Source organism: Quyinboa ferrireducens, assembly GCF_042436675.1.
GTDB lineage: Bacteria > Bacteroidota > Bacteroidia > Bacteroidales > UBA5342 > JBHJHP01.
Genome location: NZ_JBHMVA010000012.1, coordinates 62,813 through 82,679, shown reverse-complemented (window position 1 = coordinate 82,679; position 19,867 = coordinate 62,813). Strand labels below are relative to the sequence as shown.

The window sequence follows — 19,867 nt, the reverse complement described above, 5'->3', positions numbered from 1 at the left end:
ATCAACTTTTCATTATGACCTTTACCGAACTAAACAGTGTTGAAAATTTTATTGTCAGTCAGTTAAGTGGCGTTAACTTAAATGCTGAAACTGTCGAAGATGCACTGGTCTACTATGGAAAGCATTGGATCTATAAACCGGCATCAAAGATTAATCGTGGTGTAAATGAAGTTATTGTTGAAGAGGAATTGAGAAATGCTTTGATCCGGATTAACCCCGAAATCAACCACAATCATGAGTTGGCGGATGAAGTCATTTATAAACTAAGGGCCATATTAATTTCTGTAAACCAAATAGGTTTAGTCAAAGCCAATGAAGAGTTTTTCAAATGGATGACAGGCGATAAAACTATGCCGTTTGGAAAAAATAACCGCTATGTACCGGTGCGTTTAATCGATTTTGACCATATTGATAATAATTCCTTCATTATAACCAATCAGTTTCGAATTCGTCATCGGGAAACCAAAATACCTGATATTGTATTACTGATAAATGGCCTTCCGGTTGTGGTGGGTGAAGCCAAAACACCCATTCGTCCATCTATTAGCTGGCTGGATGGTGCACATGAGATACACGATATTTACGAAAATGCTGTTCCTCAGTTATTCGTTTCTAATATATTATCCTTTGCCACCGAAGGAAAAGAACTGTATTACGGAGCAGTAAGAACTCCTCTGGATCATTGGTCTCCGTGGCGTCTTGAAAATGATGATGATGCTCTGGCCAAACGCCTGGGTTTAGGAGAAGTTGGAAAGGAATTATCTGATCTGCTTTCACCCGTTAGATTGTTAGATATACTTCAGAATTTTTCGCTCTTTTCAACCAATAAAAAGAAACAACGTACAAAAATAATATGTCGTTTTCAGCAATACGGTGGAGCCAATAAAATAGTTCTCAGGGTTAGGGAAGGAAGACTAAAAAAAGGGTTGATCTGGCATTTTCAGGGATCCGGCAAATCACTGTTAATGGTTTTTGCAGCACAGAAACTTCGGAGAACTGCAGAATTAAAAAGTCCGACTGTTATTGTCCTGGTTGACAGAACGGATCTTGATACTCAAATAATCGGTACTTTTAATGCCGCTGATATCCCTAATGTGCAAAGCACTGACAACATAAATGAACTGAAGACTTTATTGGAGAGAGATACCCGGAAGATTATAATATCCATGATTCATAAATTCAGGGATGCAAAACCCAATATGAATACCCGTGACAATATTATTGTTTTGGTGGATGAAGCACATCGAACCCAGGAAGGTGATTTAGGTCGTCAAATGAGGGCAGCACTACCAAACGCATTTTTATTTGGTCTTACAGGAACGCCGGTTAACAAGGCGGATAAAAATACCTTCTGGGCATTCGGATCAGAAGAAGATGAAGGCGGTTATTTGTCCCGCTATACCTTTCAGGATTCGTTGCGTGATGATGCTACCTTACCCTTACATTTTGAACCAAGGCTTGTTGATGTACATGTGGACACTGAAAGTATAGACAGGGCTTTTGAAGCCTTTAAAGAAGAAGCTGTCTTAACCGATGAAGAGGCCGATGCTTTGAACCGAAAGTCTGCTAAGATGGCCGCTTTTTTGAAAGCACCTGAAAGGGTAAGTCAGATAGTCAAAGACATTGCTACGCATTTTAAAGAAAAAGTTGATCCGCATGGTTTTAAAGCTATGATTGTAACCCCGGACAGATTTGCTTGTGTGCAGTATAAAGAAGAGTTGGATAACTATTTTTCAGAAGATACCAGTAAGGTAGTCATTTCCACATCTGCAAACGATGAACTGGAATTCAAACAGAAGTGGGGCATTGATAAAAGTCAGCAGGAAAAAATAGTGGATGAGTTTAATGATCCATTATCTGAGCTGAAGTTTTTAATCGTAACGGCTAAACTACTCACCGGCTTTGATGCGCCTGTTTTGCAAACCATGTATTTGGATAAATCATTAAAGGATCATACGTTGTTGCAGGCTATTTGTCGGACAAACCGACTGTTCCCGAATAAGTCATTTGGCAGGATTGTAGATTATTTCGGTGTGTTCGATGATACTGCAAAAGCACTTGAATTTGATGAATCCAGCGTTAAGAAAGTAATTTCTAATCTTTCTGAGCTTAGAGATCAACTACCGGATGCTATGGAAAGAACTTTGGCACATTTTAATGGTGTTGACAGAAAGCTGGAAGGATTTGAAGGGCTTGAAGCTGCCCAGGATGCTATTAACACAAATGATAAAAAGGATGCATTTGCCCGCGATTATAAATATCTTTCCAAATTATGGGAATCCTTATCACCGGATGCCATTCTGAACATTTATCATCAGGATTATAAATGGTTATCCCAGGTGTTTGAGTCAGTCCGTCCGGCATCCAATAATATTGGAAAACTGTTATGGTTTTCTTTAGGAGCCAAGACAACCCAGTTAATCCATGAAAATCTTCACGTGGGAGAGGTGCATCACCTGGAAGAGTTTGTGTTGGATGCTGATGTGATTGATGATATTTTTAATAATCCAGATCCAAAGAATGCAAAGAAACTGGAAACAATACTGATACAGCGTTTTAATAGACATGCAGGTAATCCAAAATTTAAGAAATTAAGTGAACGTCTGGAAGAATTAAGGAATAAAGCGGAATTGGGTTTAATCACATCTATTGAATTCGTAAAAGAACTCTGTAAGCTGGCTAAGGAAACAGTTCAGGCTGAAAAGGAATTGGAAGATCAAATTTTAGAAAAAACACCTAAAGCTGCATTATCTGAATTATTTCTGGAAATTAAAACAGATCAGACTCCGGCAGTTGTCGAACGAATTGTGAATGATATTGATTCTATAGTAAGAATCGTTCGTTTCCCAGGTTGGCAAAAAACAAGTTCAGGTGAACGGGAGGTTCAAAAGTCCCTGAGAAAAACATTACTGAAATACAAGTTGCACAGAGATCAATTACTATTTGACCGTGCTTATGCATATATTAAGGAGTACTATTAAACCTCAAAACCATGAACCTAAAAGATGATATTACAATTAAAGCCTTAGAAATAAGGAATGAATTAAAGTCAGAAATGGATTTTGATATTAATCCAATAGATTTAGAATTGTCTCCTGTTCCACCTTATATGGGATCTGAAGCAATTAAACTCATTATAATAGGTCAGGATCCAACCATTAGAAATATTAACAGCAGAAAGAGAATTACCTGTACGCTTAATCTTAACAAGGAGAATGCCTTAAAAAGATACTTAAATCAGGTTATTACATATTTGGATCTTTCATTGGAAAATGTTTATGCAACCAATTTATTTAAGTATTTTTACACCATTCCTCCGGCCGATACAATTAATGTACTGGAAGCACATTTTGAGAAGAACCTTGAATTGTTGAAAGTAGAAATGTCACATTTCCCATATGCAAAAATTATTACTTTAGGTGAACCCGTTTTCAGATTATTAACAAGTCAGGAAAAGTTTCTCAAAGATTATTGGGACTATAATCCTAAAACAAAATCAACTGATGGTAATTTTACATTTGTCAACACAAATAAATTAGGGAGGCCGTTTTTTCCCTTTCCGCACCAGCCGAGCTTAAGAAAACAGTTTTACAGAGCAACATTACCTGTATACTTGGAATTTTTTAAAAATACAAGAGAAATGAATTTTGATTTTAAATAAGTTTAAGAACTACTCTTTTATATGATACACATACGAATCACCTGATGTACTCGATTCTGAAGTGTTCTGATTTTGATCCTCTATTTTTTCTGTGTCGCTGAACTTTTCATGCAACTGTTTTGTACTTTCAGAGACAAGGTTTTCGGTTACCTTGGCATAAATCTGTGTGGTTTTAATGTTGGAATGTCTTAACATCTTAGATACGACTTCAAGCGGTACGCCTTGTTCAAGGGTGATAGTAGTGGCAAAGGTATGCCGGGCCAGGTGAGTGGTCAGATTTTTTATAATTTTTGCCCGGATTGCCAATTCCTTTAAATAGGAATTGTAGTTCTGGTTACTCGGGGTGGGGATAACAATACCTTCTTTTTCCCTTAATGGATGGTCACTGTATTTTTCTATTAGTTTTAAAGGAAGTGGGAGCAGAGGCACCATAAAACTAATTTGGGTTTTAAGCCGTGAGTTTTTTATCCACAAGGTGTCACCCTGTCCTTTCACAATGTGTTCCATCCGTAATTTCTTAAGGTCAACAAAGGCCAGACCGGTATAAATACAAAACAGAAACAGGTCCCGTACCTGGTCAAGACGTTCCTCAGGTAATTTCACACTGGTTATCTTGTTTATTTCATCCTGGTTCAGAGCTTCTCTCAGAACAGGTTTATAGGTCAGTTTAAACTTGTCAAACGGATTCTTTGTAATATGTCCTTCTGCAATGGCCAGGCGAATGACCTTCCCCAGATTTTTAATGTATTTCATAGAAGAGTTATGGTTACAATTCCGAACGGTTTTAAGATATATGGCATATTCATTCAGAAAGCTAAAATCAATCTGATCAATGGGCAGATCGTCTTTGCCATAGTGATGTTGAATAAACTTTTGAACATGCATCACGGAGGTTTCATGGCGTTGCCATGTACCGTAGGCGATATCAATACCGATAAGCTGTTTTAGGTCAGTGTTGTGCTTCAGGTAAAATACAATAATTAAAGGCACTTCATTTTCACCTTCCAGTATGATGCCATTAATCCGACGCTGGATATTCTCAATATTGACTTCATATCCTTCAAACATTAGATCCTTTCTAATCTTATTGATTTTAAACCGCATGGTGTCAATAAAATCGTTGGCAAGTTTAGCTTCCCGTGTTGTTCTGGTACAGCGTTGTGCTTTGGAGTCGAACAGGTTTGCTGTAATGTCGTAACCTAAACTGAACTCCTTTCTTTCGTGGTTGATCGTAATTCTCGCATAAATTCTATGCATGTTTTTCTCTTTACTACTTGCGCTTCTTGCTACAAATCTCAAATTAAATGTGTTCATTTTCATCACTTTTTGTTTAAAATGTTAATACCCAAATGTATAGCAAAGTGAAATAAACATGAAACGCAAAATACTGCAAAACAGTGCATTAGGCCCTGATTCGGGAGTAGTTTTTTGGGAGAAATATAATCACTCCCGAATTTGCACCTTAAAAAATGCATTTTTATGCATCAACCTGCTTTAAGGTAAAAAATAAAAATCCTGTAAATGAGGGATTTACAGGATTTTGCTTTGGCTTGCTTTTTCAAAAAGTGGAGCTGGAGGGATTCGAACCCTCGTCCAAACAAGGAAGTCATGTGCTTTCTACATGCTTAGTCCCGACTTGGTTTTCGTGCAGCAGCTGGATCAGGACCACCGACTACTGCCTTATCTCCTGAATTTCAATTAACGGCCGGAGCTTCCGTTAACCTATCCCTGAATTTACTGCACCGTCTGATGGAACCGCCTCAGGGCAGGGGCTTTTCCGACGATGTCTCGCTCCGGTATCTAATACCGGATAAGCTAACCTACTGTGATTCGGTTACGCGGCAAGAGCGTAGTTAGTTTCGCCAATTATAAGTCTGAACGTTGAGATTTGCGGGCCAGCGTACAAAGCCCGGCATGCTTACACAACACCTCATCTTGCTGTCAAAACCAGTCAGCCCCGTGTTGTAATAAGGAATACAAAAGTAGGAAAAAGATTTTAGATTTTAGATTTTAGAACCAAGAGCCAAGAACCAATACATAAGATAAGTGAATAACCCAGGTTTGATAATTTAAATATGATGATTACCTTGTTTTAAATGAATTAACGGGCTTGAACATGCTACCCCTCTTTATTTCGTAGAGCAGCGAAGAAAAAGAGAGGGGTCAATTTGATGTAAGCGGGCTATTCGTCCTGAGCTGGGGTGAGTCATGTTTAGTAGAGCCAAGAACCAAGACGTAAGATTTAAGATATAAGAAGAAAGAAATCATTAGAAGAACTTCACCTGCGGCCTTGATACGATTTCATTTCATCAAGAGATTTTAACCCCGGCCTTCATTTACATTTCTACTATAACCCAGGGTGGCACTCGCTTCGCTCACTTACCCTGGGCTATAGTAATATCACCCCTTCGGGGTGTTAATGCCTTAGTTCAATGATGTAAATTCAAATTATTTATTAAGTGTTTCATATTATAGATATGCTCAAGCAGTAATTATTTCATTATACCTTACGAATGCACTCCAAATTTGCCTGAAGGGCAAAACGCAATTCAGCCCATGGCATCTGCGTGTCGCCGTAGCTTTAGCAGAGGAGCACGCCATGGGTAATTAGAAGTTATGTAAATTAAGGCCGGAGAAAGCATCGTCTTCTGAAATATAGGCATTACATGGCCGCACTGCAGGCGAATTGATGAAATAGTATGTATTAGAGCCAAGACATAAGACACAAGATTTAAGACATAAGATATGTCAATAATCGAGGTGTGGCAATTATAAATATTCTGGTGTCCATCTTTTAAATGAATCAATGAACTTGTACGAACTACCTCTCTTTGTCTCGTTGAAAAGAGAGGGGGCAGAATAATGATAACGGGCTATTAGTCAAAACCGGAGTGAGTCATTTTTCACTATTCATTTTCATTTTATCAATGCCTGTCACCCGTCACTTGTAACTTTAGTCACTTCCAACTCTAGTCACTCGTAACTCTAGCCACTCGTAACTCTCAACTAAAAATAATCCCGTCCTTAATGGTCAGTACACGGTCCGAAATCTTAGCCATTGCCTGGTCGTGCGATACGATGACAAAGGTCTGGTGAAAGTGTTCCCGGAGCTCAAAAATAAGTTTATGCAGTTCATCCCGGTTTTTAGAGTCCAGGTTACCGGTCGGTTCATCGCCAAAAATGATATCCGGATTATTGATCAAGGCACGTGCAACAGCAACACGTTGTTTTTCGCCACCACTCAGTTCCGCAGGTTTGTGTGTGGAACGATGCGATAGTTTAAGAAAGTCCATCAGTTCTTTGGCGCGCTCTTCAGCCTCTTTCCTGGATTTCCTGGCTATCAATGCAGGAATAATGATATTTTCAAGAGCAGTAAACTCAGGCAGTAACTGGTGAAACTGGAAAATAAATCCCACTTTGGTATTCCTGAAGCTTGCCAGCTGATCCGGTTTCAGTTTGTGAATATCAATATTATCGAATAGTACCTGTCCCTTTGTCGGTTTATCCAGTGATCCCAGAATCTGCAGCAAGGTTGTTTTTCCTGCACCGCTGGCACCAACCACTGAAACAACTTCACTTTTATTAATGGTCAGATTTATACCTTTCAGTACATCTACATTCCCAAAACTTTTATGGATATCAATGGCTTTAAGCATTTGTATTGGTTTCTTCAGATTTAGGTGTTTCTTTTTTTCCTGTTGATTTTTTTTCAGTGTTCAGTTCTTCTCTGAATTCTTTAATCTTATCTGTCAGACTCTGTTTCTCTGTTTCTATTTCTTCCCTTATTTCCCTGGTTTCCTCATTGAACTCACGTTTAATATCCTCGGTAGCTCTTCTGAATTCGCGCATGCCTTTGCCAAACATCCGTGCAAATTCGGGGATCTTATCTGCACCAAACAGAATTAGGATGGCGACGATCACAATGATCAGTTCACCGCCGGAAGGGAAGGAGAGAAGTATGTATGAATCTGGTCCCATATAGTCTGAATCCACCGCTACACAACGCGGTATTTCTTTTTCAGGCTCAAATATACAAAGTTTTGGTTCAAACAAACATTGGCTCTGAGTGGAAAAATGTTAAGGATTGCGAAGAAACTGAGGAATTTGATGTAACATGACCCATCTGGCTCTTAGTTAACAAGATTGTTTTGGATAAACTGCCTTACCTATTCTGACGCTATTCTAGGAACATGACCGGCACTTCGAAGAAGCAATTATTTTTGGATTTATGTTGAAACGGCCTTTGTCACGGAATGCAATGGAAGTGAGAGAGAGGGGAATCTTGATACGGACTAGTAGAAATTATGGACTGGGGTGAGTCAGTTAGTGTAGTTGCAAACGAGGAGGGGCGCAAAAAAAAGAGGCTCCCAAAAGAAGCCTCTTTCATATTATTTACCAGAGATAAATTATTTCTTTTTCTTTTTTGTTGCATTCTGTGTATCGTAAGCAATCGGAGTTGCCACGTAAAGTGATGAGTATGTACCCACAACAACACCAACCATCAACGCGAACACAAAACCTCTGATTACTTCTCCACCGAAAATGAAGATGGTCAACAGTACCACAAACGTACTCAATGACGTACTCAAAGTACGGCTCAAAGTAGAGTTTAAAGCCTCGTTAATTACATCCTCACGTTTGCGTTTCGGGAATTCTGTGATACGTTCCCTGATACGGTCGAATACAACCACCGTATCGTTAATGGAGTAACCAATCACCGTCAGGATAGCCGCAATAAATGCCTGATCTATCGACAGCGAGAATGGCAGATAGCCATACAGGAGTGAGAATAATCCGAGCGTAATCATGGAGTCATGTGCCAGTGCTGCAACGGCACCAAACGAGAACTGCCAGTTTTTAAACCGGATCAGGATATACAGGAAGATAATTACAAGAGAGAAAAGGATAGCCCAAACGGCATCTTTTTTAATATCATCCGCAATGGTTGGTCCCACTTTCTGGGATGAGCGGATATCATCTTCCACGAATTTCTCAAATGTTGTACCTTCAGCCAGGAATGGTTTCAAGGCTTTATAAAATTTATCTTCAATAATATTATCCAGTTCCGGATCATCATTATAGATCTGATAGTTTGTACCTATTTTAACCTGGTTTGCTTCACCATAGGTTTTTACATCCATCAACTCACCCTCAAATTGCCCTTTTATGGCATCCTGTATTTCTACAGTGTTTACCGGTTTTGCAAATTCAATTACGTATGTACGTCCACCGGTAAAGTCAATCCCCTGATCAAGGCCTCTTGTTACAAGAGAAATTATGCTGACCAGAATAAGTGCACCTGAAACGAAGTATGCAATTTTACGTTTACTGATAAACTGGATATGTGCATTTGCAAACAGGTTCCTGGTGATTTTTGTATCGAATTTTAATGGTGTTTCTTTCTTAAGCAGTTGTTCAAAAATCAAACGTGACATAAATACTGCTGTAAAGAACGATGTTACGATACCAATCATCAGGGTTGTAGCAAAACCTTTGATTGGTCCGGTACCGAACGTATAAAGTACAACACCGGTAAGGAATGTAGTTACGTTGGCATCAATGATGGCAGAGATTGCATTTTTATAACCTGCTGCAACAGCTTTTTTGATGGCCTTACCGCCCTTTATTTCTTCCCTTATTCGCTCATAGATCAGCACGTTTGCATCCACCGAAGTACCAATGGTAAGAACAATACCCGCGATACCCGGAAGGGTAAGAACGGCTCCGAACGATGCAAGTACACCCATAATAAAGAACAGGTTGGCAATCAATGCAAGGTCAGCAATCAAACCGGCTTTAACACCGTAATAGAAGATCATGTAAAGCAATACAATGATGAAAGCCACTATAAATGACATCAGACCATCAGTGATGGCTTCGTGACCCAACGACGGGCCAACAACGTTTTCGTTGATGATATGTGCCGGTGCCGGCATTCTACCGGATTTAAGAACGTTGGCAAGGTCCTTTGCCTCTTCAAACGATTCCATCCCTGTAATCTGCGTACGACCACCTTTAATCTCTTCAATTACATTAGGGAATGACCTTACATAATTATCCAGTACAATCGCAATGCTTTTACCCACATTCTCCTTTGTAATACGGGCCCATACCTTTGCTCCATCAGTAGTCATGGTAAGATCAACCTCTGCACTTGCTTTATTCTGACCGAAGTCTGCACGTGCATCAGAAATAGCATCTCCGTCAAGAACAGGTCTACCATCACGGTTGGTAACTTTTATCGCAATCAACTGATAATACTGTCCGCCCTCATCCATTGGATTAGCGGTCCATAACAACTTAAGATTACGGGGAAGGATTTCCTTAACCCTGGGCAGATTAAGATATGTATCAACCTGTGCAGTATCTGCTGTACGGGCTATACCAACTACAGGACCGTTTCTTAACTGACCCTGTTGATTTGTATTTGGCTGTAAAACAGAGAAAAGCGGATAATTTTTTCGAATCGATTCTTCAGTCTGGATCTCTGTAGAATCTTTTGATGCACCTTCCTGAATAAGGTCACTGAATTCATCTGATGTCTGATCTTTGGCTTCTGTAGTATCAGCATTCGCCTCTGAATCTGTGTTAGCAGCTGTTTCTTTTTCCTGTCTGGCAGCCTTATCCTCATTAATTTCTTTAATGATGTTATTGGCTTCCAGCAAATACTGATAGACCTGAGAGTTATCAAAGGTTTCCCAGAATTCAAGGTTGGCTGTTCCCTGTAAAAGTTTACGAACCCTTTCACGGTCCTTTACACCCGGAAGTTCAATCAGGATTCGGCCTGATGACTCAAGTCCCAGACGTTGAATGTTTGGCTGAGCTACACCGAATTTATCGATACGGGTACGTAACACGTTGAATGAATTATCAATGGCATCGCGGGCTTCGGCTCTGATAACATCAATAACCTGTTGGTTTGTAGAATTATAGGAAATCTTATCTTTCAGCTCCATGGTATTGAAGATGGCGGCAAGACGGGCTCCCGGATCAATCTCTTCAAATGATTCACCAAACAATGTGATAAAATCCTTCTGACTGTTGGTCAGTTTTTCTTTGGCCATTGCGATTGCCTTATTAAAGGTTGGATCCTGACTGTAATTCGAAAGCGCTCTTACGATATCAGGTACAGATACTTCCAGAATAACATTCATACCACCTTTAAGGTCAAGACCAAGGTTAATCTCTAATTCTTTACATTCCTTGTAATTATAGTCAACAATACCGATATTAAAGACAGTTACATTTGACATAGAATCCAGGTAATGTAACTCTTTAAGGGCATCGCCCTGTGCATATTCTTTAGCTTTTTTCTCTACGTTGGCAGCTATAAATGTGAATGATAACTGATATATACTCACTAAAGCTAAAAGAATTGCGAAAAGTCTTACAAATCCTTTGTTTTGCATTTGGTTAAATTTTACTATTTCTAAGTACTTTGAATTTTGACGTGCAAATATAGTTGTTCTTTTTTAAAAACCTATGAAGACAAAAAGATAAATCCCTTTTATTACGGATGCTATAAAACATTTGGCTGATTAGAGCCAGGTATCAAGTATTAAGACACAAGACATAAGATGTAATACAAAAGATATAAGATGTAAGACAAAAGACAAAAGACATAATAACATATGTTCCATCGCTAACCCTCAATCCCCAAAAGGGGAGGATCAGCGCTTTTTTGATTATAATGGCATCATGAGCGTTAGGTCAAGAATCTTAATTCGTTATTAATTTGGCGAAAATCTGCGTTTTTCATCTGCGTTAATCCGCGGGAAATAAGTTATAAGGGTACACCTATATTTAGAGAATATCACTCGTAAGCCGTGAATCGTAAATCGTGAGCCATGAATCGTAATTTCCCATTCCTAAATAATCCGCGTTCATCTGTGGATTTAATCTGCGTTAATCCGCGGGAAATAAGTTATAAGGGTACGCTTATATTTTGAGAACATCACCCGTAAGCCGTGAATCGTGAGCCATGAATCGTAATTCCCCATTCCTAAATAATCCGCGTTCATCTGCGATATTCATCTGCGTTAATCAGCGAGAAATAAATGAAAGGATTACATCTATATCCTGAGAACTTTACCTTTAAACCTTAGGACTTAATTCGAAATTCGTAATTGATTATATGGTTACTTCGATACATCCCGATTAGCATCGGCACACTCAGTAACCAGGTTTGTAGCTATAGGGAATGGATAAATTCGTAATTGAATTATTCTTTTCTCATCAGCTCTTTGGTAGAAAGCAGACCACAGGCGGCATATATATCCTGACCACGGGATGCACGAATGGTAGTCAGAATTCCATTTTTATTCAATGCATCTTTAAATGCCTGAATTTTATGATCCGGTGAACCGGTAAGCGGTGTGCCCGGAATAGGGTGAAAACGAATAAGGTTGATTCTGCATCGTAATCCACTCAGCAAACGGGTGAGTTCTTTAACATGAGCAGGCGTATCATTCACCCCGTTGAACATGATATACTCAAACGAAACACGGCGTTGACGACCAAAATCAAATGAACGGATTTCCTTTAAGACTTCTTCCAGTGGATATACGTTCTGAATGGGCATTAATTCCCGGCGTTCTTCATCGAACGGTGTATGCATACTTACTGCCAAGTGGCATTCGCTTTTGTCTAAAAAGGATTTCATACCGGGAACCAAACCGATGGTTGAAACAGTTATTCGTCTGGGACTCATGGCAAAACCCCATTCCGACGTAAGGATTTCAAGGCTTTTCAGAACCTCGTTCAGATTGTCAAGCGGTTCGCCCATTCCCATGTACACAATGTTGGTAATCTTCTGCCATTCATCAATGCTTTTCAGCTGATTCAGGATATCACCGGCAGTCAGATTGCCCTGAAAACCCTGTTTACCTGTCATACAAAACAGGCATCCCATTTTACATCCAACCTGTGAGGAAACGCATACGGTTACCCGGTCGTCTTCAGGGATCATAGCTGTCTCTATAAACTTTCGGTCTATGGTAGGGAAGAGGTATTTTTTTGTTCCGTCAATACTTTCCTGAACATTATGACTAGGAGTAAGGCCAAATTCAAACCGCGTTTTCAGTATATCGCGTGTTCTTTTTGCCAGGTTAGACATGGCATCAATATCATGAATATCTTTTTTGTACAGCCAGTCTGAAATTTGTCTAGCTGTGTATGCAAGAAGTCCCAGTTCTGCTACAATTTCCTTCAGTTCATCCAGTGTTTTCCCAAATAATTTATCCATATCCACTTAAAAGTAAATTTCGGAGGCGATGTTCCTGAATTCCACCCCTTTTTCTATCAGAATATCCCTCACATCCACTACCATTTCGGGGCTGCCACAAAGGTAATACTTTAAATCCAAAGGGAGATCCTGAGCATCTTTGAGCCATTCTGTTATCCTTCCGGTATATGCATCAGCCATATTTTCACGGGTCACACATGGTGTAAAACGGTTCCCCAGTTTTTCCCGCAGGAATGAAGCGAAATATGTTTCGGTGGATGTCCGTGATCCGTACAGAAGCCGAACCGGAGGCGAAACTCCCGATTCCAGCATGGAAACAAACGGTGCGACACCTGTTCCTGATGCAATCCAGAAACCATTGTCTACGCCATGCAAAAAGGATCCTAGCGGTTCTGACATCCATATTTTATTGCCTGGTTTTAGTTTGGCAAGCAACGGTGTAAGAGTGCCGTTTTCAATTACTTTATATAAAATTGCAATATAATTCCGGTTCACACCCGAACAAATGGAATACAAACGGGGAGGGATAGAGTCATCAACAGAAATTGCAACCGACTGTCCCGGCTTAAAATCAAATATCCGTTCTGTTTTAAGAAGAAAAGCCTGGGGCGCTAGCTGTGTATGCTCCAGTATATTTACCTTTTTTAATTCCATCAGTATTTATAACCTTCACAATCCGTTTGGTTCATCTGTTTGAACCAATTATGAAAATGGTCAGTCTGTTTTATGTTAATTTTCAAATCGGTATAACAGCAACCGGAATAAAAGGTTTAATGTATTCAGGCTTCATCATCCCAGACAGGTGCCCAGATAATTTCCGACAACAAGTCTTCCTCGAACCAGAAACTGACGGCGACGTCATCAAAACTGACCAGCTTTTGTTGCATCCCGTCATCATCGGTAATGTCTTCCGATTCCATGTCACCCAGTTCCAGTTTTTTGATTTTCTGCATAACACTATCGAATGAAAGTCCTATCAGTTTTAAGCCTTCAAAGGCATAATCTACAGAACTTACAGCAATGGTTACCAGGATCCATCCGGTCATTTCATCAAATGAAAGCGAAAGTTCCTGTTCATCATAATGCCATGTCTCGGTAAGGTTATCATCTTCATCATCATCTGTATACTTTTCAATTTCGTCCGGATCACCCAGAATGCCTTTTACTTCATCCATTGACATACCAAACCGTAAATCTCCAAGTCCCTGTCCAATAATAATGTTTTGAATATTTTGCATGATGTTGCGTTTTTAAAATTATATAAATTTCGGTATTCCGTTTAAAACTTAAAATGATTAAAAGAGGTATTTATAAACAATTAGTTAAACGATTAAAAATGGTTCACTGTATTGAAAATGATTTATAATTAGCGTGTTAGCGAAATGCTTTCTGGGGAAATTGTAATTTTTTTGTCTTTGTATAAACTTCCTATTGCCATTTTGAACGCTTTTTTACTGCAATGAAAAAGCTGTTGAATTTCTTCAGGTGAACTTTTATCCGATAAATTCAGTGTTCCGCCATTTACTTCCAGGGCTTCCAGAATCTGATCGCTTAAACCTTCTGTTTTTGCAAATCCAGACTTAGTAAGCATGCAATCTATTTTTTCGTCTTCACGAACTTTTTGAATATAACCCTTCACGGCATCTCCGGGATTCAGAGGCTTAAATACCTGGTTTTTGTAAAGTAGTCCTGTATGTTGTTGATTGATAATAACCTTGTATCCAAAATCAGTTTCATTCCATATCACCAGATCTACTTCCTGTCCTTCTTCATATTCGGGCGGAACATTATCAAGGTATTTTTCAATTTTTGTTGATCCGAAAATACGTTGGGTCGTAAAATCATATTCAACGGCAATTAAAACTTCCTGTCCCTTCTTAAGTTTTGACCTCTGTTCTCTGAAAGGAATCAGCAGATCCTTCATTAGTCCCCAGTCTGCAAAGGCACCGATATTATTCGCATCTGCTATTTTCATGTGTGCAATTTCTCCAACCATTGCCAGCGGTCTCTTGGTTGTGGCAATGAGCCTGTCCTCTGAATCGCTGTAAATGAATAGTTCTAAGGAATCACCCGGTTGCAGATTTTCCGGTTCATACCGTTTAGGCAGGAGTATTTCACCAAAACTTTCTCCATCGAAATAGGCACCGAAGTCCACCTTCTTAACGCATGTCAGACTATTTATTTTACCGATATGGATCATATACTTTTCTTTGTGTTGCAAAAATAGATGTTATAATTCAGTTGCTGTATATATTTTTCATTTCATTTAACATAACCGGATAAACTTTAAGATAAAACAGTGTGTTTAATTTCAAATATGATGGTTATGAAAGGTATGGGCGAGAAGGCAACGAGGATCATCAAAAGGTTTGGAACAGCGGGTTTACTGTTTTTATTTTTAAAAGGAATGGTACTGATTCTATTCGGTGGAACCATTACGCGGTTCATTATTGAGTTAATACATAAAGTATGATTTGCTAATGCAGAACTTCCCGGTACAGTTTCAACAATATTTTTTCTTCATTTTCCCAGCATAGTTCAATGGCCGCAGTTTTAAGGTTTTCTTTCCACTTTTGTATCTGTTCTTCATCGTTAAGCATTCTGTTTATTTGTTGAGCCAGTTCTTCCGGTTCACGGCTTTTTAGTGTTTCTCCAACCTTGTATTTTTTTACAATATTCCTCATTTCAGGGAAATCACTGACAAGAACAGGAACTCCTGCCTGAATATAATCCATCAGTTTATTGGGAAGCGCATAATAATAGTTCAAACCGAGGTTTTCTTCTATTGAGATACCCAGATCTGCAAGCTGAGTGTAGATGCTTAATTTTTTTGGATCCATTTTGCCTTTGAAAATAACTTTTTCCGCCACATTGGAGTTCTGAACCATTAAATGAAGTTCCTTCATCAGGTAACCGTCTCCAACAATCACAAAAAGAGCATTACTAATAAATGGTAGCGCCGCAACGATATCTTCTATGCCTCTGCCCATATTAACTGATCCCTGGTAAAGGATCAGTTTTTCTTCCCTTTTTTGTTTATTTTCAGAAATCTCAAACCTGTACGGCACATTGCGGATCACTTCAAATCCTGACTTGTAATAGTTTTGGAGTGATTTGCATACCGTATACTTATAATGGATTTTTGGAATATACTTTTGCTCTATCCATCTCCAGAATTTCTGAACCGCAGGGCGATGAATAACTTCCGGAACCTCTGACATGATCTCATGGCTGTCGAACACCAGTTTGCATCTTTTAAGTTTTGAAACATAGTAACAGGGGAGAAGTGTATCAGCATCGTTGGATACTATGATGTCTGATGGTTGGATCAATAATTTTAAAAACAAACGGATATTGAAGGCTGCATAAAACTTAAAACCCTTATTAAACAGTAGCCTTATTCTCCTGACGTTATATTCGTATGTTGGATTATCATGCCTGAGCTTTCGGCAAATAACAGTTACCTGACCCAGGTTATTTTGAAGCGATGTTGCAATCTTTTGTATTCGCTGATCGGTGTTTAAATCAGAGATAACGGCAATGGTTATTCGGGGTGTATTATTTTTCAACGTATTGTTTGTATTTAAAAGCAATGATAAAGATAGTAAAACAAAAAACCCCGGCAAGGACCGGGGTTGTATTTAATCTGCTGTTTGATTATAAAAGATTTTCCATCTTCTGCACCAGAATATTTTTAGGTACAGCGCCTACCTGTTTGTCGGCAACTTCTCCACCTTTGAAAAACAAAACGGTTGGAATATTTCTGATGCCGTATTTTGAACAGACTTCAGGATTTTCATCCACATTAAGTTTTGCAATTACTGCTTTTCCATCGTATTCCGACGACATATCTTCCACGATTGGACCAATCATTCTACAAGGTCCGCACCATTCAGCCCAGAAATCGATCAGGGCTGGCTTGTCTGAATTAAGTATCAGTTCTTCAAAATTACTGTCAGTTACTTCAATAGCCATGATATATTATTTTAAATTTTATGCTTCGCAGATAACAAAAGTACGTCTACCGGTTTTTATATGAATTTATTCCCGGCTGTCTTTTTAAACAAAATATCAACTTAAAAAGAACTCAAAGTATATCGTAAATCTGTATCCTGTATTCATTTTTAATTGTAAACCTTGTTATAACAGCTTAACAATGTTTTGGTTTACCCGATTCTTCCCAATTTTTCTTTAAATCACAACCAGGACAGGTATCGCAAGGGGACGACGGTTTCTGTAATACTTTAACCAGGCGTCGCGCGATAATTACTATGGTAATTAAACCTATTATTGAAACTATTACTTCCTGCATGTTCAGAATAATAAATTTCCGGCACTGTTAACAACAAATGCCAGAAAATAAGCCAGTACTGATGTGTATCCCAGGGTAAACATAGCCCATTTCCAGCTTCCTGTTTCAACTTTAATTGATGATAAAGTAGCCAGACAGGGGAAATAGATCAGTACAAATACTACAAGCGCCAGTGCACTTGTTTTGTTCAATCCGGGTGATGTTTCTCCGTTAATTGTTATAGGATTTCGTAGCTTTTCTGACAATTTTCCCGGTTCAATATCTTCCTGTTGATAAAGCACGGAAATTGTACTGACTATGATTTCCTTAGCCGGAATGCCACATAACAAACTAACGCCAACCTTCCAGTTGAATCCCAGTGGTCGGAGTGCCGGTTCAATAAACCGTCCTACCTGTCCGAGATAGGAATGGGCCTGTAAATCTGCGTTTATTTTAAGATGTAATGCCATAATGGAATCCTGTTGTATGGATTGTGGAAGCGTACTTTGCGAAATTTTTGCGATTTGAGTTTCATATTTATTAATCATCTCATGATTATGCGGAAAGTATCCCAGCATCCAGATGGCGATAGAGGCCAGCAGAACAACTCCTGCTATTTTCTTCACATATTGTTCTCCGCGCTTCCACATGTGAATTCCCGTGGTTCTAATGGACGGTAAACGATAAGGCGGAAGTTCCATTACAAAGGGTGCAGAGCTTTTTTTAATGATGGTTTTCTTAAATACCCTTGCAAATATTATGGCCAGCAAAATACCAAGTACGTAAATGCTTAGTAGTAAAAGACTGGCATGTTCAGGAAAAAAACTGCCAATAATTAAAATATATACGGGTAACCGCGCACTGCACGACATAAGGGGAATCAGTAAAATTGTCAGCAACCGGTTTTTATTGTCTTCAATTGTACGGGTTGCCATAATGGCCGGTACATTGCACCCAAAACCCATGATAAGCGGGATAAAGGACTTTCCATGCAAGCCGATCTTATGCATTAACCTGTCCATAATAAAAGCCGCCCGCGCCATATATCCGCTGTCTTCCATAAACGAAATAAAGAAATACAGAATAAGAATATTGGGCAGGAATACCAGTACCGCACCTACACCTCCAAGAATACCGTTTATTATCAAATCATGCAGCGGCCCATCACTCAAAAGATGATCCAGTGTACCCTGTAACCAGACAACGCCGCTATCAAGCCAGTTCATCGGGTATTGTCCCAGTGAAAAAGTCGCTTTGAACATGATATACAAAAACAGAAAAAATATAGGGAACCCGAATAATTTATGTGTAAGGATTGTATCAATAACTCTGGAGGTATTGAGCGTTTCCATTTCAGGATCAACCTTGACAGTTTCTCTTATAGCACCTGCAATAAACGCATATTTAGCTTCAGTTAGAATCGTTTCACTATCATTGTTATAGATGCTTTCAAGCTGCCTGATCTCTTTTTTTGTGACATTTTTTATGGCCACATATTCCGGGAACTGTTTAATAAATGATTCTGCATCACCGTCCCGTTCCAGAAGTTTGAGAGCCAGGAAACGCGGGGACAATCTATTGGTGATTTCCTTATTCTGTGATAACTCCCTTCTGATTTTTCGGATGGCAGATTCGGCATTATCGCCATAATTTATATGCACATGGCGTACAACCGGATCCACTTCCTCGTACACATCAATAACCTCATCCATGAGTTCAGTGATCCCTCTGCCTTTTGATGCTACTGTTGGAACAAAGGGAATTCCAACCATTTCGCCGAGTGCCTTATAGTTAAAATCAATACCTTTTGAACCCATTTCATCGAACATATTCAGTACTCCGATCACCCGAATATCCATATCGATAAGTTGCGTGGTAAGGTAAAGATTACGTTCCAGGTTTGAGGCGTCGATAACGTTAATAACAATATCCGGTTTTTGTTCCAGGATATGTTTCCGTACATACCTTTCTTCGGGAGAATAAGTGGTCATGCTGTATGTACCGGGCAGGTCAACAAGATTAAACTCGTAACCCTTGTATTTTCTAACACCGAGCTTGGCATCAACCGTAACACCGCTAAAATTTCCTACGTGTTCGTATGATCCGGTTATCTTATTATAGAGCGTTGTCTTTCCAGAATTTGGATTTCCGACAAATGCTATGTTAATGTGTTTCCGTTTTTCTAAGGCAAGATTACGGAGTTGCGTTTCTTCATAAACTCCTTCATATCCGTTTTGAAGCAGATTTTTTCCTTCGCTTACAGATACAACTTCTATATTGGCGGCTTCGCTTCTTCTAAGCGAAACCTGGTAGTCCATAATCTGGTATTCAATGGGGTCCTTTAGTGGTGCGTTCTTTATTACTTTTACCACCTTTCCCCTGATGAATCCCATCTCAATAATTCGCCTGCGGAATGCCCCATGCCCTCTGACCTTTACAATAACAGCCTCTTCATTATTCCGCAATTCGGATAGATTCATATCAAACTTATTTCGAATCGAAATTATATAATTTTATATCACAATTAAAAATAACATATTTGCTAGTGTTTTTGGATTGTAATCAGGCGCAAAAAGTTGATTTTTAATGTCTTATTTAGTTTAAATCAAAACAAGTGCAAATTTCGTTTTTTTTTCGAAAACCCCAATATAATTGTGCATTTATAGGTGTT

At 39.1% G+C, this 19,867-nt stretch carries 13 protein-coding genes and 1 other RNA gene; 2 read left to right on the top strand and 12 right to left on the bottom strand.

The features are described from left to right. The first annotated feature begins 14 nt into the window (after positions 1 to 14). Both ACE01N_RS15630 and ACE01N_RS15625 read left to right on the top strand, forming a co-directional pair. Positions 15 to 2,981, top strand: coding sequence for a type I restriction endonuclease subunit R (locus tag ACE01N_RS15630; RefSeq protein WP_380590976.1), 2,967 nt, complete (start codon positions 15 to 17; stop codon positions 2,979 to 2,981). An 11-nt stretch (positions 2,982 to 2,992) separates the two neighbouring features. Further along, positions 2,993 to 3,661 carry a uracil-DNA glycosylase family protein gene (locus ACE01N_RS15625; RefSeq protein WP_380590973.1) on the top strand — a complete coding sequence of 223 codons (669 nt, stop codon included), beginning with the start codon at positions 2,993 to 2,995 and terminating at the stop codon, positions 3,659 to 3,661. A gap of 9 nt (positions 3,662 to 3,670) precedes the next feature. On the opposite strand, the gene ACE01N_RS15620 is transcribed toward ACE01N_RS15625, so the two are convergent. From ACE01N_RS15620 to feoB, 12 genes are all read right to left on the bottom strand, one after another. Continuing rightward, positions 3,671 to 4,975 carry a site-specific integrase gene (locus ACE01N_RS15620; protein WP_380590970.1) on the bottom strand — a complete coding sequence of 435 codons (1,305 nt, stop codon included), beginning with the start codon at positions 4,973 to 4,975 and terminating at the stop codon, positions 3,671 to 3,673. A gap of 249 nt (positions 4,976 to 5,224) precedes the next feature. Beyond that, positions 5,225 to 5,620: a transfer-messenger RNA gene (gene ssrA, locus ACE01N_RS15615) on the bottom strand. Positions 5,621 to 6,663: 1,043 nt separating this feature from the next. Next, entirely contained in the window at positions 6,664 to 7,317 is a 654-nt protein-coding gene (locus tag ACE01N_RS15610; protein ID WP_380590967.1) for an ABC transporter ATP-binding protein, read from the bottom strand. Continuing rightward, positions 7,310 to 7,714, bottom strand: coding sequence for a twin-arginine translocase TatA/TatE family subunit (locus ACE01N_RS15605; protein WP_380590964.1), 405 nt, complete (start codon positions 7,712 to 7,714; stop codon positions 7,310 to 7,312). The genes ACE01N_RS15610 and ACE01N_RS15605 overlap by 8 nt, the downstream gene beginning before the upstream one ends. Before the next feature lie 353 nt (positions 7,715 to 8,067). Next, positions 8,068 to 11,070, bottom strand: coding sequence for a protein translocase subunit SecDF (secDF, locus tag ACE01N_RS15600; protein WP_380590961.1), 3,003 nt, complete (start codon positions 11,068 to 11,070; stop codon positions 8,068 to 8,070). 812 nt (positions 11,071 to 11,882) lie between these two features. Then, a complete protein-coding gene (rlmN, locus tag ACE01N_RS15595; protein ID WP_380590958.1) occupies positions 11,883 to 12,905 on the bottom strand; it encodes a dual-specificity RNA methyltransferase RlmN in 1,023 nt (340 codons plus the stop codon). A gap of 6 nt (positions 12,906 to 12,911) precedes the next feature. Beyond that, positions 12,912 to 13,559 carry a ferredoxin--NADP reductase gene (locus ACE01N_RS15590; RefSeq protein ID WP_380590955.1) on the bottom strand — a complete coding sequence of 216 codons (648 nt, stop codon included), beginning with the start codon at positions 13,557 to 13,559 and terminating at the stop codon, positions 12,912 to 12,914. Positions 13,560 to 13,684: 125 nt separating this feature from the next. Further along, on the bottom strand, positions 13,685 to 14,143 hold the full coding sequence (locus ACE01N_RS15585; protein ID WP_380590952.1) for a hypothetical protein: 459 nt from the start codon (positions 14,141 to 14,143) through the stop codon (positions 13,685 to 13,687). A 128-nt stretch (positions 14,144 to 14,271) separates the two neighbouring features. Then, entirely contained in the window at positions 14,272 to 15,126 is an 855-nt protein-coding gene (locus ACE01N_RS15580) for a CvfB family protein (protein ID WP_380590949.1), read from the bottom strand. A 256-nt stretch (positions 15,127 to 15,382) separates the two neighbouring features. Further along, positions 15,383 to 16,474 carry a glycosyltransferase gene (locus ACE01N_RS15575; protein WP_380590946.1) on the bottom strand — a complete coding sequence of 364 codons (1,092 nt, stop codon included), beginning with the start codon at positions 16,472 to 16,474 and terminating at the stop codon, positions 15,383 to 15,385. Between the two features lie 88 nt (positions 16,475 to 16,562). Further along, positions 16,563 to 16,880, bottom strand: a complete 318-nt coding sequence (trxA, locus tag ACE01N_RS15570; protein ID WP_375729285.1) for a thioredoxin — start codon at positions 16,878 to 16,880, stop codon at positions 16,563 to 16,565. Between the two features lie 339 nt (positions 16,881 to 17,219). Next, entirely contained in the window at positions 17,220 to 19,676 is a 2,457-nt protein-coding gene (gene feoB / locus ACE01N_RS15565) for a ferrous iron transport protein B (RefSeq protein WP_380590942.1), read from the bottom strand. Positions 19,677 to 19,867: the final 191 nt, after the last annotated feature.

Bases quoted from the DNA above. Each gene is read 5' to 3' on its own strand.
- secDF (WP_380590961.1), bottom strand. From the start codon at position 11,070: ATGCAAAACAAAGGATTTGTAAGACTTTTCGCAATTCTTTTAGCTTTA.
- rlmN (WP_380590958.1), bottom strand. From the start codon at position 12,905: ATGGATAAATTATTTGGGAAAACACTGGATGAACTGAAGGAAATTGTA.
- ACE01N_RS15630 (WP_380590976.1), top strand. From the start codon at position 15: ATGACCTTTACCGAACTAAACAGTGTTGAAAATTTTATTGTCAGTCAG.
- trxA (WP_375729285.1), bottom strand. From the start codon at position 16,880: ATGGCTATTGAAGTAACTGACAGTAATTTTGAAGAACTGATACTTAAT.
- ACE01N_RS15620 (WP_380590970.1), bottom strand. From the start codon at position 4,975: ATGAACACATTTAATTTGAGATTTGTAGCAAGAAGCGCAAGTAGTAAA.
- ACE01N_RS15610 (WP_380590967.1), bottom strand. From the start codon at position 7,317: ATGCTTAAAGCCATTGATATCCATAAAAGTTTTGGGAATGTAGATGTA.
- ACE01N_RS15625 (WP_380590973.1), top strand. From the start codon at position 2,993: ATGAACCTAAAAGATGATATTACAATTAAAGCCTTAGAAATAAGGAAT.
- feoB (WP_380590942.1), bottom strand. From the start codon at position 19,676: ATGAATCTATCCGAATTGCGGAATAATGAAGAGGCTGTTATTGTAAAG.
- ACE01N_RS15585 (WP_380590952.1), bottom strand. From the start codon at position 14,143: ATGCAAAATATTCAAAACATTATTATTGGACAGGGACTTGGAGATTTA.
- ACE01N_RS15590 (WP_380590955.1), bottom strand. From the start codon at position 13,559: ATGGAATTAAAAAAGGTAAATATACTGGAGCATACACAGCTAGCGCCC.